Below are 14,216 nucleotides of genomic sequence, written 5' to 3'. Positions count from 1 at the left end.
TACTGGTAACAAGTTATCGGTAACATTGTCTTTGTAGATGAAGTATTAAGCAACAAACACCTATGATGATTTTACATATCTGTGAAGGCCATCAAAAATCCATGCTGGGCTGAAAAACTAGGAATATGCTTAAGCGCGCGATGGCGACGCTACAGACTGCCGCCAAGCAGGAGGGTAAAACCGGTGTCAATCATACGCGGATTAACCGCTTCGCCACGCAGTTTCGCCAGTAGGCTTTGTGCGGCCACTTGCCCCATACGCTCACGCAATGTCAACACGCTGGCAAGTTTTGGCACCATCACCTGACCGATATCATGGCCGTGGAATCCGGCAATCGCCATGTCCTGTGGAATCGACAGCCCCTGACGCTGGCATTCAAGCATCGCGCCCACCGCCAGGTCATCGTTGGTACAAAATATGCTGTCTACCTGAGGATATTCTTTCTGCGCCAAACGTAGCAGCTCACCGCCAGAAGAATACGAAGAAGCCCGATCGGTCATGATACAATGCGGCTGTAACCCTGCATCCAGCATCGCCTGCTCATAACCCTGTTGTTTAATCAGGGTTCGTTCATCAAGGCGTGCGCCAAGATACACCACGTGCCGATGGCCATGAGCAATGATTTGTTGAGTCATTTGGCGCGCGGCTTCAAAATTATCAAAACCGACAGCCAGATCCAGACAGGGTGTGACGCAATCCATCAACTCCACGACGGGGATACCGGCCACTTCAATCATTTTTAACGTACGTGGCGTATGGTTACGTTCGGACAGGATCAAACCGTCAATATTGAAGGAAAGCAGCGAAGTCAGGCGTTCTTCTTCGCGCTCCGGCAAATAGCCATAGTGCGCCAGCATGGTTTGATAATTATGCGCATCGGTAACGCTTTCGATACCGCGCAGCACTTCGGCAAAGACCTGGTTGGTCAACGATGGCAACAGCACGCCGATCGCCCGGCTGGTGGCGTTGGAGAGAATGTCCGGCGCCCGGTTGGGGATATATCCCAGTTCATCCAGCGCCACCGCAATTTTTTGCTGCAAAGCGGCGGAAACCTGATCGGGATTGCGCAAATAGCGGCTCACCGTCATCTTGGTGACGCCTACCTTATTTGCCACATCTTGAAGTACCGGCCGTTTTTTCTTCATTATCAATGAACTGGCTAACCATGAATGGGTGCTCATTTTAGCAAAAAAAAAGCCGTGCTGATATTGCTGGTTAACGAGCGTCGGTCACAAAAAAGGCTCAACCCGCAGGTTGAGCCTTAATGGCGGTTACCGCGTCAATCAGACCGGCGGCAGATCAAACAGCAGGATTTCACTGTCTTCATCGGCATGAATCGACAACTCGGCTTCGTCCCATATCGCGAACGCATCGCTGGTCCCGGCCTTCTGCCCATTGATGGTCACCGTACCGCGCACCACCTGGATCCAGATGCGGCGCTCGGCCTCCACCTGATAGGCTGACTGCCGATCTTTTTCCAGCGCCCAACGCGACAGCGTCATGTCCTGGAACACTTTCAGCGAGCCTTCACGGGCATCGGGCGACAACACCAGTTGGCGACCCTGTGGCGCATCGAACATGCGCTGCTCGTAACGCGGCGGCAGACCGTTGGTATCTGGAATAATCCAGATCTGATACAGGTGCAGTGGCCGATCGCTATTGCCGTTGTATTCGGAGTGTCGCACACCGGTACCGGCACTCATGATCTGGAACTCACCGGCATGAATCTGTTCTTTATTGCCCATGCTGTCCTGATGCTCGACGGTACCGCTGAGCACGTAGGTCAGAATTTCCATATCTTTATGCGGATGGGTACCAAAACCCTGCCCCGCATCGATCACGTCTTCATTGATCACCCGCAGTGCGGAGAACCCCATAAAGTCGGGATCGTAGTAATTGGCAAATGAGAAGGTGTGCCAGCTGTCCAACCAACCATGATTGGCATGACCGCGGTCTTCTGCTTTACGTACATAAATCATATTCAACTCTCCTCAACGTTTTTTACAGTCTAGCCCTGCATGGGAAATAAGAAAGCGTAAAAAACTCACCCCTCTGTTCAAAAAATTCGATGGAATTGGCAGAGGAGCCGCAGAAGATTTGTGGTGCGTAAAGGTGGATGATTTTGGGCAAAAAAAAAGCCAGCACCCGAGCTGGCTAAGTAACACTGGAAGCAATGTGAGCAATGTCGTGCCTTCTAGCGAGAGTGGCAAGGGTTGCTACCCTCCCGAGAACGCATAGCAATAATAATCATTATCATTCGCATCTGTAAAGCGTTTTTTTGACCAAGGCGAAATATTATTGACTCGACACAATAAACCGATAATTTTAGAGGTTATTCAAACGCTAAGCCAAAGGAGAGCAAGCATGGGAGACATTACCATCCGCCACGTCGAGATAACCGATGCCGCAGCACTACAGCAGCTCTATGCTCATCCGGCGGTGTACCGCGACACGCTACAACTCCCCTTGCCTTCCGAAGCCCTGTGGCAACAGCGTCTGGCCGACAGGCCCGCGGGGAACAGTAATCTGGTGGCCTGCATGGGGGACAAAATCGTCGGGCAATTGACGCTGGAACTCAATCAACGCGTGCGCCGTCGACACGTTGCAACTTTTGGCCTTGGCGTAGACCCGGCTTATCATGGCCAGGGCGTCGGCAGTGCGCTGATGCACGCCATGATCGACATCTGTGATAACTGGGCGGCGATACAGCGCATCGAGCTGACGGTGTTCACCGATAACCAGGGGGCCATTGCGCTCTACCGCAAGTTTGGTTTTGACATTGAAGGCACCAGCCGGCACTTCGCCATGCGCGACGGCAAGCTGGTGGATGCCTATCATATGGCGCGTTTTCATGGTGTTTAAATAAAGCAAAAGGGCTATCGCCGATAGCCCTTGGTTTATCCGAGATACAGTGCCGCCGTCGCCGCTTAGATCCCCGCCGTTTCCTTGATATAGCGTCGGGCTTTTACCGCATATTCAAACGGGTTGGCGAGCGCCGGATCCTGTTCGGCTTCAACCACCATCCAGCCTTTATAGCCACGCTCGTCCAGCAGTTTGAACACCGGGCGGAAGTCAATCACGCCGTCGCCGGGTACGGTGAAGGTGCCTTTCTTCACCCCGTCCAGAAAACTCAGGCGCTGCGCCTTGACCTGCGCTACCACGTCGTCACGTACGTCTTTCAAATGGACATGATTGATACGCGGCAAGTATTTTTCCAGTATTGCCATCATCGCCTGCTGACTGCCCTCGGAATAATAGGCATGGCCGGTATCAAACAACAGGTAAACATCGTCGTTCACCATGCTCATGTAGCGATCGATTTCTTCAGTGGTTTGGATGCCGGTACCCATATGGTGATGCAGACACACCTGCATGCCCTTTTCGGCAGCGATTTGCGCCAGTTGGTTATAGCCGTCGGCTACGCGCTGCCACTCTTCATCGCTGAAATGCGGTTTTTCTTCCAGCACCGGCTTGCTGGTGCCCTGAATGCTCTTGCTCTGCTCTGAACAGCCAATCACCCTGGCCCCCATGGCGTGCAGGAAATTCATATGATTGACAAATTCGTCGATGGTTTTTTCTTTCTGGCCATCGGCAAAGAAGGTGCTGAACCAGGCATTGCAGATTTGAATGCCGCGAATATCCAGCATCGGTTTCAATACTTTTGGATCGCGTGGATACTTGCTGCCAACTTCACAGCCGGTAAACCCTGCCAGCGCCATTTCACTGACGCACTGCTGGAAGGTATTTTCCTTGCCCAATTCTGGCATGTCGTCGTTGGTCCAACCGATCGGCGCAATCGCCAGCTTTACATTATCTTTGTTCATCTTAAGCCTCTGTCGCATTTCGGTGCACCGGCGCATTCCCTGCCGGCGTTACCGACAAGGTTATTTGCCCAACAGCTCTTTTTCGATACGTTCGCGCGTAGCTACCGCCTGGGTTTTCATTTTTTCCGGGTAGCCGAACAGTGAGGTACAGATTATCGATTCGCCGCCGACCTTGAAGTTGCGATTGGCAAATTCCATATCGCGCAACGTCTGGAACAGCGCATCAAAATCGACTTCGCCTTCGCCAATACCAACGTGCTGATGCACCGCGGCATCCACGCCGGGTGGATTGACGATGTAACGGCAATGGCGGGTATGGTTCATGGTGTCGGCGATCAGCACATGGGAAAGATCGTCGCCGGCGTATTTGAGCATGTTCGCCACGTCGCCCTGCCCTTTGTCGTAATAGAACGAATGCGGCACGCTATACAGATATTTAACGTGATCGCTGCGCAGCGACTTCACCATATCGGCGGTTTCATTACTCAATTCGCAAAAGTCCCACGGATGAGACTGGATCTCCATGCGAATGCCTTCACGTTCGACGATCGGCAACAGCTCTTCCATCGACTTGTACCACAGCTCTTCGCAGATCTCCGGTTCATTGGGGTTGCCAGCCAGTTCGGTATTAATCACCTGCACCCCCATTTCAACGGCGATCTCAATCATGCGCCGCCAGTTCTTCACCGCCGCCTGCCGGCGATCCTCCCCTGGCCCCGACCAGCGATACACCACGATAAATGAAGAGATCTCCACGCCGGTGGCCTTCAGCGCGTTTTTATATTCCGCCATGACTTCGCGTGCGGCTTTCGGATGCTTGTAGAAAGGGTTGATCTGCGGGTGCGGCGACTGCTCGATATACTTGTAGCCCCAGTCGGCCACCTGCTGCACCATCCGTGTGATCCCCAAATCCTTGATCACATCCACATCAAAGGCGATTTTCATGGTTGCTCCTCATTCAATCGGGTTTGGAGTGGTTGATTAATGGCCGTAGAACGACGGGCGCGTCGGCAGCGTCACCGGCACGATCTCGCCGCTAAGTTGGGCGGCCACACAGGCGTCGGCGGTCACCGCAGCAGCATAGCCATCCCAGGCCGATGGCCCCTGTAGCTGACCCGCAAGTACGTCGTTGATAAAACCTTGCAGTTCGACGTCATAGGCATCGATAAAGCGCTCTTTCCAGTCCATCAGGATCTCGTTCGACAATTTTGCGCTACTGCGCAGCTGGATTGACGACGGTTCCGGCAATTTGGCAATACCGGTTTCACCCACTACTTCGCACTGGATGTCATAGCCGTACTGGCAGTTAACGAAGATTTCAACGTCAATGCGCGTGCCCTTGGCGGTTTCAAACAGCACGATTTGCGGATCCTTCAGGTGGGCGAACGCCTTGGAGGTCTTGCGTGGGAACACCACCTGCACCGAAACGTAATCGTCGTCCAGCAGCCAGCGCAGCACGTCGATTTCATGAATCAAGGTGTCGGTAATTGCCATGTCGGTGGTATAGGCTTCGCCGACCGTCGGGTTGCGGTGCGCGCAATGCAGCATCAGCGGTTCGCCAATCTGGCCACTGGTCAGCACCTGTTTCAGGGCGCGATAGCCCTGATCGTAAGGGCGCATAAAGCCGACCTGCACCAGGCGCTTGCCGTGCTTTGCTTCGGCCTCGACGATGTTTTTACACCCCTGGGCGGTGACCGCCAGCGGTTTCTCGCAGAATACCGGTTTGCCGGCAGCGATCGCAGACAGCACGAACTCCTCGTGGCTCGGCCCCCAGGAGGTGACCAGCACCGCCTGTACGTCGGCCGCGTTAATCAGATCGTGGCCGTTATCATAGACTTTTGCCTCCAGCTGCAGGTCGCTGACCACCTTGGCGGCATTGTCGCGATTGATATCATTGACCGCGACCACCCGCGCACCTTGCAATACCTTGCTGCAACGACGGATATGATCTCGGCCAATAGCGCCGGTGCCGATAACCCCAATGTTCAATGTCATTTCGCTATCCTCTAGATTTGCCCTTCATGTTTCGGGTTGCCTGTTGGGCTGCTGGCCTTCGCTGATCCTGGTTGCACGGCGAGCCATGCGCTCAGGGGATTACCGATTTGCCGCTCAAAGCCCCCGAATTAGGTTGGGCAGAAAGTGTAGGGCTGAGATAAAAGCCGGTGACGCTTAATAATCACGGGCCTGGTCAATGTTTTCCTGCAGTTTGCGCGCTACCTCGACGATCCTGTCGCTGTTCGCCACCTGTGCACCGCCAACGCGCCACCAGCTGAGATATTTATGCACCATGGTTTTTGGCAGCACTTTTATGTCCAGCAGGGTGGAAACCGTCTGCTGACGGGCATCATCCAACGCCTCAATCAGTTGTTGTTCGGTAGTAATGCTGTAGGTTTTGCAGCCGTACGCCGCCGCCAGCATGGCGAAGTTCACTGGCACCAGGCCACCGTCCAGCCGGTCACCCTGACGGAAGCGGAACTCGGTGGTATAGCTGTCCATACCGTGTTCCATCTGCAGGTTGTTGATACAGCCGTTGGTCATGTTGTCGAACAGCACCACGTTGATTTTGCAGCCTTCCTGAATCGACGTGACCAGCTCTGAATGCAGCATCATGAACGCGCCGTCGCCGACCATGGCGTAGACCTCACGCTGTGGCTCCGCCAGCTTGACGCCAAGGGCAGCGTTGACTTCGTAGCCCATGCAGGAATAGCCGTATTCCACGTGATAGCCGTGTTCATGGCGGTTGCGCCAGACACGTTGCAAATCCCCCGGCAGGCTGCCCGCCGCCGCGACAATAATGCTGTCTTGCGGCAGGTTGTGGTTCAGCACGCCCAGCACGCGGCTTTGGGTCAGTGCCGAACCGGTCTGTTCGATAAACTCGGCAAACACTCGCTCGCGGTCCAGGTGGTCGGCAATTTCCGGCACAAAATCGGCGCCGGTATAGGCGACGGAATACACCCGTTCGGTCTCTTTTTGCTGCTGCGCCAGCGCCTGGGTCACGGCGTCGCCCCAACCGGCACGATAGTCGGCGTGCGCCGCCTGTTCGGCGAGCGCGGTCAATGCATCGCGGGCATCCGCCAGCAGCTGTATGCCGTCCAGCTTGCCGGCATCAAATGCGCTGACGTTGATATTCAGGAACGCTACATCGGGATTCTGGAACAGCCATTTGGAAGAGGTGGTGAAATCGGTATAGCGTGTGCCGACGCCAATCACCAGATCGGCATCTTTGGCCAGGGTATTGGCGGCCAGACAGCCGGTTTCACCAATGCCGCCGACGTTGAACGGATGGCTGGACACTACCGCGCCCTTGCCGGCCTGCGTTTCAGCAAACGGGATATGGAAACGTTCGGCAAACTGTTGCAGTGCCTGCCCAGCCTGAGAATATTTAACTCCGCCACCGCAGATCAGCAGCGGTTTGCGCTTGCCCGTCAGCATCGCCAGCGCGTCCGCCAGCATACCCGGCGTCGCGGGGCGACGCTCCAGCCGATGAACGCGTTTCTGGAAGAAATAATCCGGGTAGTCGTAGGCCTCGCCCTGTACGTCCTGAGGCAGACACAGCGTCACCGCACCGGTTTCCGCCGGATCGGTCAGCACGCGCATCGCGCTGATACAGGCGCTCATCAGCTGCTCTGGCCGCACGATGCGATCCCAGTATTTGCTCACCGCGCGGAAGGCGTCGTTAGTGCTGATACTGAGATCGTAGGATTGTTCTATCTGTTGCAGCACCGGATCCGGCTGGCGTGAGGCGTAAACGTCGCCCGGCAACAGCAATAAGGGAATACGGTTGGCGGTGGCGGTGGCTGCAGCGGTGATCATATTGGCGGCACCGGGCCCGACGGAGGAGGTGCAGGCATAGATTTGCTGACGCAGTTTCTGCTTGGCGAAGCCGGTAGCGGCGTGGGCCATCCCCTGTTCATTACGCCCCTGATGAACAATCAGGCTGCCGCAATCCTGCTCCAGCGCCTGCCCCAGCCCCAGCACGTTGCCGTGGCCGAAAATGGCGAATATGCCCTTGACGAACTTGGTTTCGACACCGTCCACCAGCAAATACTGGTTGTCGAGGAATCTGACAAGCGCCTGCGCCATGGTCAATCTGATCTTACTCATGTTTCCCCCTTGTTGGCGGCGCGTCTTTAACCCGCCGGTTAATACTGTCGACAACCTGAAACGTGAAGCGATTATAAACAAATATATTTTCCATAAAATCACATTCCAGAAGAAACATTTCATTTTGCGATAAAGATCGCATTCTCATGAAAACACCGTTTCATCACGCCGGGTCAAACCAGGGCGTAGCCCGCGCCTGTAGCGGTATTATCACCGGGCGGTGTCTCTGCCGTCGCTCCCCCTGCCGTTGCCCCTACCGGTGACGCGGTGATTTTAAATGCATCACATTTTTGGGGTGTTAATTTCATTCTGTCTTGAATTTGAAATTTTTATTCCTCATACTGCCAATCATGCTTCCTGCGTATCTCCGCTTGCCGGGTGGCAGTCGGGTTTTGCTTAAACAGAAGGAAACGGGTATGGCTTCACAACAAAAACAGCTTGATGTCATCTGCCTCGGCCGCATCGCCGTCGATTTCTATGCACAACAAATCGGCGCTCGCCTCGAAGATGCCAGCTCATTCGCAAAATATCTGGGCGGATCGTCAGGCAACGTCGCTTACGGCACGGCGATCCAGGGCCTGAAATCCGGCATGCTGGCGCGTGTGGGTGACGAGCATATGGGGCGCTTCCTGCGTGAGGAGTTGCAGCGTGTGGGCGCAGATACCCGCAGCCTGATCACCGACAAACACCGGCTGACCGGCCTGGTGATCCTGGGGATTAAGGATCAGGAAACCTTCCCGCTGATTTTCTACCGTGACAACTGTGCCGATATGGCGCTGACCCCTGAGGATATCGATGAATCCTACATCGCCTCATCGCGCGCGCTGGCGATTACCGGCACCCATCTGTCGCACCCGAATACCCGTGCCGCAGTGTTGACGGCGTTGGAATATGCGCATAAGCATGGGCTGCGCACCGCGCTGGATATCGATTATCGCCCGGTGCTGTGGGGGCTGACGTCGCTCGGCGACGGTGAAACACGTTTCGTCGAGTCGGCGCAGGTCACCCGTGAACTGCAGGAGGTACTGCATCATTTTGATCTGATCGTCGGTACCGAAGAGGAATTCCACATCGCCGGCGGCAGTACCGATACCCTGACCGCACTGGCCAACGTACGCAAGGTCAGCCAGGCGACGCTGGTGTGCAAACGCGGTGCGCAGGGCTGCTCGGTGTTTGAAGGTGCCATCCCCGCCGATTGGCAGCAGGTGAAGCTGCATTCTGGCGTGCGGGTGGAAGTGCTTAACGTGTTGGGCGCCGGCGATGCCTTTATGTCCGGCCTGCTGCGCGGCTATTTAAATGACGAAGGCTGGGATCAGGCCTGCCGTTATGCCAACGCCTGCGGTGCGCTGGTGGTTTCCCGCCACGGCTGCGCGCCGGCGATGCCGACCCGGCAAGAGCTGGATGATTATCTGGCACGCGAACAGCAGGTGAAACGGCCGGATCGGGACGCACGGCTTAACCATCTGCACCGCGTCACCACCCGTAAACGGCAATGGTCGGAGCTGTGCGTATTTGCCTTCGACCATCGCAAGCAGCTGGCAGATATGGCGCGCGAGGCCGGCGTTGGTGAAGAACGCATTCCGCAATTGAAGTCCCTGCTGCTGACCGCCGCCAGGCAGGCGGCAGCAGAAGCCGGACTGGACGGCAACAGCGGCATTCTGGCGGACACCACCTACGGCCAGGCGGCCTTGAATGAAATTACCGGTCAGGGCTGGTGGATAGGTCGCCCGATCGAGCAACCGAGTTCACGACCGCTACGTTTGGAACACGGCAATATCGGCTCGCAGCTGATTGATTGGCCACAGGAGCACGTCGTTAAATGTCTGGTGTTCTATCATCCTCACGATGCCGAGGCGCTGCGTCGGCAGCAGGATGAGCTGATCGACGACGTCTACCGCGGCTGCTGTAAGTCGGGCCACGAGTTGCTGTTGGAGGTGATTCTGCCGGAAGACAATGCGGATAAGGACGAACGGTATTATCTCGACATTATTGCTCACTTCTATCAGATGGGCATTCAGCCGGACTGGTGGAAACTGCCGCCGCTCAGCGCGGAAAACTGGCAGAAGGTCGGCGCGTTGATTGAGGCCAACGATCCCTACTGTCGCGGTGCGGTGATCCTGGGGCTGGATTCACCAGAAGAAACGCTCAAAGCCGGCTTTGCCGCCGCTGCCGATGCCCGTTGGGTCAAAGGCTTCGCCGTCGGGCGCACCATCTTTGGCCAGCCGTCACGCCGTTGGTTGCAGGGTGAACTAGATGATTCTGCTTTGATCGCGCAGGTGAAACAGAAATATCTCACGCTGATCGGTTTCTGGCGTTTATATCGTCCGCAGCCAGACAGCGCTCACGGCAGCCGTTGATCGCTGCTCGGTAACGCAGAAACTTCCCCTTAAAGTGATTTTCGCGACTTTAAGGGGATTTTTTTGCCCATTTTCTGTGAACTAACGCAACTTGCGATGAAATAAATCGCTTTTTGAGGAAATGAAATTTCCGCTCCGTCTGTTAGAATGACGAGTCAACAATTCAGGCGTCAGAACCGCTGCGCCTCAGCCAATACTGCGAGCCGAATGGATGAATAACCCAACTCAACTTTCGCTGTTACAAGACGAAATTCGTCACCGCTATGAGACGCTCAGCAAACGTTTGAAGCAGGTCGCGCGTTATATTCTGGATAACAGTAACAGCATTGCTTTCGATACCGTCGCTTCCATCGCCGCACAGGCCAGCGTGCCGCCGTCGACCCTGATCCGCTTTGCCAATGCGTTCGGCTTCAGCGGCTTTAACGAAATGAAACAGGTTTTCCGTCAGCATCTGATGGAAGAAACCGTCAACTATACCGAACGGGCCCGCCTGTTCCGCCAAACCTCGACCGACGATAACGTCGCACCGGAAAAACCGGCCGAAATCCTCAACGTATTCACCATGGTGAACGCGCAGGCGTTGCAGCAGTTGGCGATGCAGATTAGCGCAGAGCAGTTGGACAAAGCGGTCGAGTTGCTCAACAACGCCGAAAATATCTATGTGATTGGCCTGCGACGTTCATTCAGCGTCGCCTCATACCTGACCTATGCGCTACGCCATCTGGAGCGCCGCGCATTTTTGATCGATGGCCTGGGCGGTATGTTCACCGAACAGCTGAGCATGGTGAAGCCGAAAGATGTGGTGATCGCCATCAGCTATTCGCCGTATGCCAAGGAGGCGCTGGAACTGGTGGAGTTGGGCGCCAAGCAGGGCGCGCAGCAGATTGCCATCACCGACAGTCAGGTGAGCCCACTGGCCGCCTTCAGCGACGTATGCTTTGTGGTGCGTGAAGCGCAGGTGGACGGCTTCCGTTCGCAGGTGGCGTCAATGTGTCTGGCGCAAACCCTGGCCGTTTCGCTGGCCTTGAACAACGCCAAAGAGGTCTAAAAGCAAAAGGGCGAATAGCAGATTCGCCCTTTTGTCCTCGATCGGCACGATCCTATGCCTTGGGATAATCGTCGCTGTTGATCCAGGCGTGATCCTGCTCCCAGGTGAACTTCCACAGGCGCACCGGCCCGGCCATCACGTTGAGGTAATAGTTGTCGTAGCCGGCCATGGTCGCCACCGGGTGATAACCGCGCGGCACTTTCACCACGTCACGGTTGTACACCGGTATACATTCGTCCAACGATCGATCGTCGGTGTAGACCCGTTGCAGGCAAAAACCCTGTTCCGGCTGGATGCGATGATAATAGGTTTCTTCCAGATAGGTTTCGTCGGCCGAATCCTCCTGGTCATGCTTGTGACTGGGATAAGAGCTGGTATTGCCCTCATCGGTATAGACTTCCACTACCAGCAGGCTATCCGCCGGTTCGCTATCCGGCAAAATGTTGTGCACCAGCCGCTGGTTGCGACCTTTGCCACGGCGTTCCACCCCCACCTCCGCCGGCGTGATCAAGCGCGAAGGCAGATGCCCGTGCCCCGGCGCGCTACACACCGCCAGTTCGAGATCGCTTTCCGCCCGCACCTGTACGCGATCATGATGTGGCACATAGACGGCATACGGCGGCGTGCGTTCGAACGGGCTCATGCGTTTACCGATATGCGGGTACTCCGCGCGCTGCGTTGCCACTGAAGCGATGCCGGCCACCAACACCAGGCACAACTCCTTGTCCGCGCTTTCCAGTTGCAGCGTTTGCCCGGCCTCAAGGCGGTAAACATCAAAGCCGACGAAGCGCCAACCGGCGTTTTCCGGCGTGACATGCTGGACTCGGCCTTCGGCGTTCGGTTGCTGATATTTAGCGAGTAATGAAGACATGCAATCCTCCGATAAGCCCCAGCGTCATTCAGCTTGCCGGCCATTGCCTGTCTGGCGGCTGCCGTTGCCCGACGTTGCACAGGCTTATGCGACCACTGCCTTGACGCCGTTTGCATGCGCTGGGTGATGAATGTAACAGCGGCCGCGACCCCACTGGAGTAACGGCCACTGGCGACTGCCCGACGCAAATCAGCCGAGCGTCGGCATGCTGTATTCAGATACCGTTTGCTGACCGGAAGGCCAACGCGCGGTGGTGGTTTTCATCCGCGTATAGAAACGCACGCCGTCGGTGCCGTGCACATTCAGCGCACCAAACACCGAACGCTTCCAGCCGCCAAAGCTGTGGAAAGCCATCGGTACCGGCACCGGTACGTTGACCCCCACCATACCGGCCTGCACTTCATGCACAAACTGGCGTGCATAGTGACCATTGCTGGTAAAGATGGCGCTGCCGTTGCCAAACTCGTGGCCATTGACCGTGTCGATTGCCGTCTGGTAATCGGCGACGCGGACAATGCCCAATACCGGCCCGAAGATCTCTTCACGGTATATGCGCATGCTTGGCGTCACATGGTCAAACAGGGTGCCGCCAACATAATAGCCTTGCGGATGCCCTTCCACCTGATAGTTGCGACCGTCGGTTACCAGCGTAGCACCTTCTTCCACGCCCAGGCTGATGTAGCCCAGCACTTTTTTCTGGTGCGCCGAGGACACCAGCGGGCCCATTTCGTTTTCTTCGCCACCGTGCTGCAGGCCAGGCCCGACGCGCAACTGGGCAATCAGCGGCTTCAGTTTGGCGATCAGCTTATCGGCGGTATCGTCACCGACCACGACGGCGATCGGCAATGCCATGCAACGTTCGCCGGCCGAACCGAAGGCTCCGCCCATCAAGGCATTAACCGTCGCATCCAGATCGGCGTCCGGCATGATGATTGCCTGATTCTTGGCGGCGCCGAACGCCTGCACCCGCTTGCCGTGCGCGCTGGCGGTGGTGTAGATATGTTCCGCCACGGTAGAGGAACCCACGAAGCTGACCGCCTGAATACGTGGATCGGTGCACAACTGCGCGGCATTTTCATTGGCGCAGTGCACCACGTTGAACACGCCGTCCGGCAGGCCGGCTTCTTTCAGCAGTTCAGCCAGGCGCACGGAGGCGGAAGGCACCAATGCTGGTGGCTTCAGTACAAAGGTATTGCCGCAGGCGATGGCAATCGGGAACATCCACATCGGCACCATCGCCGGGAAGTTGAACGGGGTAATACCCGCAACCACACCCAGAGGCTGCATCAGAGAAAAACTGTCGACGCCGGTGCCGACGTCGGCGGAATACTCGCCTTTAATCAGATGCGGAATACCGCAGGCAAACTCCACCACTTCCATGCCGCGCGTCAGTTCGCCCAGCGCGTCAGAATAAACCTTGCCGTGTTCGCTGACGATCAGCGCCGCCAGCTCTTCACGATGCTGTTCCAGCAACGCCTTGAAGTTGAACATAACCCGTGCGCGGCGCAGCGGCGTGGTGCGTGACCAATCGGCAAACGCCTGATGGGCAACGTCAATCGCCTGCTTCACTTCGGCTGCGGTGCTCTGCGTGACAAGACGCTCAACCTGGCCCGTTGCCGGATTATGCACTTCAACGGTCTGGTTGCTGCTACTCAGGCAAACCTGCCCGCCAATAAAATTACCCACGGTTTTCATGTTTCACCCTCATTTCAAGTGCCGCTGACGCCAGGAAGTCTAGGCAGAATCCTGACCGGATGATGCAAACTCTATTTCATTGAAAAAAAAGTTTCAAATAAATTATTTTAGAAAATTTGTTTTTAGTGCGGGCGATCGCACTTTTCTGCCACAGCCTACCGAGCGCATTACATCGCACGATTGCTGCCGATGCCCTTGAAAACCACGGGATGTAACGATGATTAATCACTTTTATTCAGCATAAACCCTCCAAATCCTGCCACTACTCTGCATCCTGCATCGCAGGAAAATCCGGTCATTAGTGCCGTTTCCGTTGA

The 14,216-nt window shown here is 56.0% G+C and carries 11 protein-coding genes; 3 read left to right on the top strand and 8 right to left on the bottom strand.

What is annotated here, in order from left to right:
* Nucleotides 1–149: 149 nt before the first annotated feature.
* Entirely contained in the window at nt 150–1,145 is a 996-nt protein-coding gene (gene gntR, locus ACCC84_RS18065; protein ID WP_004956386.1) for a gluconate operon transcriptional repressor GntR, read from the bottom strand.
* A 138-nt stretch (nt 1,146–1,283) separates the two neighbouring features.
* The gene (locus tag ACCC84_RS18060) at nt 1,284–1,979 is read right to left on the bottom strand and encodes a pirin family protein (RefSeq protein ID WP_004956387.1); all 696 of its coding nucleotides are present in this window, start codon (nt 1,977–1,979) and stop codon (nt 1,284–1,286) included.
* Nucleotides 1,980–2,364: 385 nt separating this feature from the next.
* Between ACCC84_RS18060 and ACCC84_RS18055 the strand changes: the two genes are divergently transcribed.
* The gene (locus ACCC84_RS18055; RefSeq protein ID WP_004956388.1) at nt 2,365–2,862 is read left to right on the top strand and encodes a GNAT family N-acetyltransferase; all 498 of its coding nucleotides are present in this window, start codon (nt 2,365–2,367) and stop codon (nt 2,860–2,862) included.
* A 65-nt stretch (nt 2,863–2,927) separates the two neighbouring features.
* On the opposite strand, the gene iolE is transcribed toward ACCC84_RS18055, so the two are convergent.
* From iolE to iolD, 4 genes are all read right to left on the bottom strand, one after another.
* The gene (gene iolE, locus ACCC84_RS18050; protein WP_039991373.1) at nt 2,928–3,824 is read right to left on the bottom strand and encodes a myo-inosose-2 dehydratase; all 897 of its coding nucleotides are present in this window, start codon (nt 3,822–3,824) and stop codon (nt 2,928–2,930) included.
* Between the two features lie 60 nt (nt 3,825–3,884).
* Nucleotides 3,885–4,769: a sugar phosphate isomerase/epimerase family protein gene (locus ACCC84_RS18045; protein WP_004956390.1), complete on the bottom strand. Its 885-nt coding sequence runs from the start codon at nt 4,767–4,769 to the stop codon at nt 3,885–3,887.
* 36 nt (nt 4,770–4,805) lie between these two features.
* Nucleotides 4,806–5,819, bottom strand: coding sequence for a bifunctional inositol 2-dehydrogenase/D-chiro-inositol 1-dehydrogenase (iolG, locus tag ACCC84_RS18040; protein ID WP_004956391.1), 1,014 nt, complete (start codon nt 5,817–5,819; stop codon nt 4,806–4,808).
* Nucleotides 5,820–5,993: 174 nt separating this feature from the next.
* Nucleotides 5,994–7,928, bottom strand: coding sequence for a 3D-(3,5/4)-trihydroxycyclohexane-1,2-dione acylhydrolase (decyclizing) (iolD, locus tag ACCC84_RS18035; RefSeq protein ID WP_039991375.1), 1,935 nt, complete (start codon nt 7,926–7,928; stop codon nt 5,994–5,996).
* Between the two features lie 416 nt (nt 7,929–8,344).
* Here iolD and ACCC84_RS18030 point away from each other — a divergent pair, with 416 nt between their 5' ends.
* Entirely contained in the window at nt 8,345–10,285 is a 1,941-nt protein-coding gene (locus ACCC84_RS18030) for a bifunctional 5-dehydro-2-deoxygluconokinase/5-dehydro-2-deoxyphosphogluconate aldolase (RefSeq protein WP_039991376.1), read from the top strand.
* Nucleotides 10,286–10,496: 211 nt separating this feature from the next.
* The gene (locus tag ACCC84_RS18025; protein ID WP_004956397.1) at nt 10,497–11,333 is read left to right on the top strand and encodes a MurR/RpiR family transcriptional regulator; all 837 of its coding nucleotides are present in this window, start codon (nt 10,497–10,499) and stop codon (nt 11,331–11,333) included.
* Nucleotides 11,334–11,385: 52 nt separating this feature from the next.
* On the opposite strand, the gene iolB is transcribed toward ACCC84_RS18025, so the two are convergent.
* Together iolB and ACCC84_RS18015 are read right to left on the bottom strand one after the other, a co-directional pair.
* Entirely contained in the window at nt 11,386–12,204 is an 819-nt protein-coding gene (iolB, locus tag ACCC84_RS18020) for a 5-deoxy-glucuronate isomerase (protein WP_371902145.1), read from the bottom strand.
* 189 nt (nt 12,205–12,393) lie between these two features.
* The gene (locus tag ACCC84_RS18015; protein ID WP_004956399.1) at nt 12,394–13,899 is read right to left on the bottom strand and encodes a CoA-acylating methylmalonate-semialdehyde dehydrogenase; all 1,506 of its coding nucleotides are present in this window, start codon (nt 13,897–13,899) and stop codon (nt 12,394–12,396) included.
* Nucleotides 13,900–14,216: the final 317 nt, after the last annotated feature.

It is taken from the genome of Serratia odorifera, from assembly GCF_041448735.1.
GTDB classification, from domain to species: Bacteria; Pseudomonadota; Gammaproteobacteria; order Enterobacterales; family Enterobacteriaceae; genus Serratia_F; species Serratia_F odorifera.
Note: the sequence above shows the minus strand (reverse complement) of the source record. Positions and strands in the feature narration are given on the sequence as shown.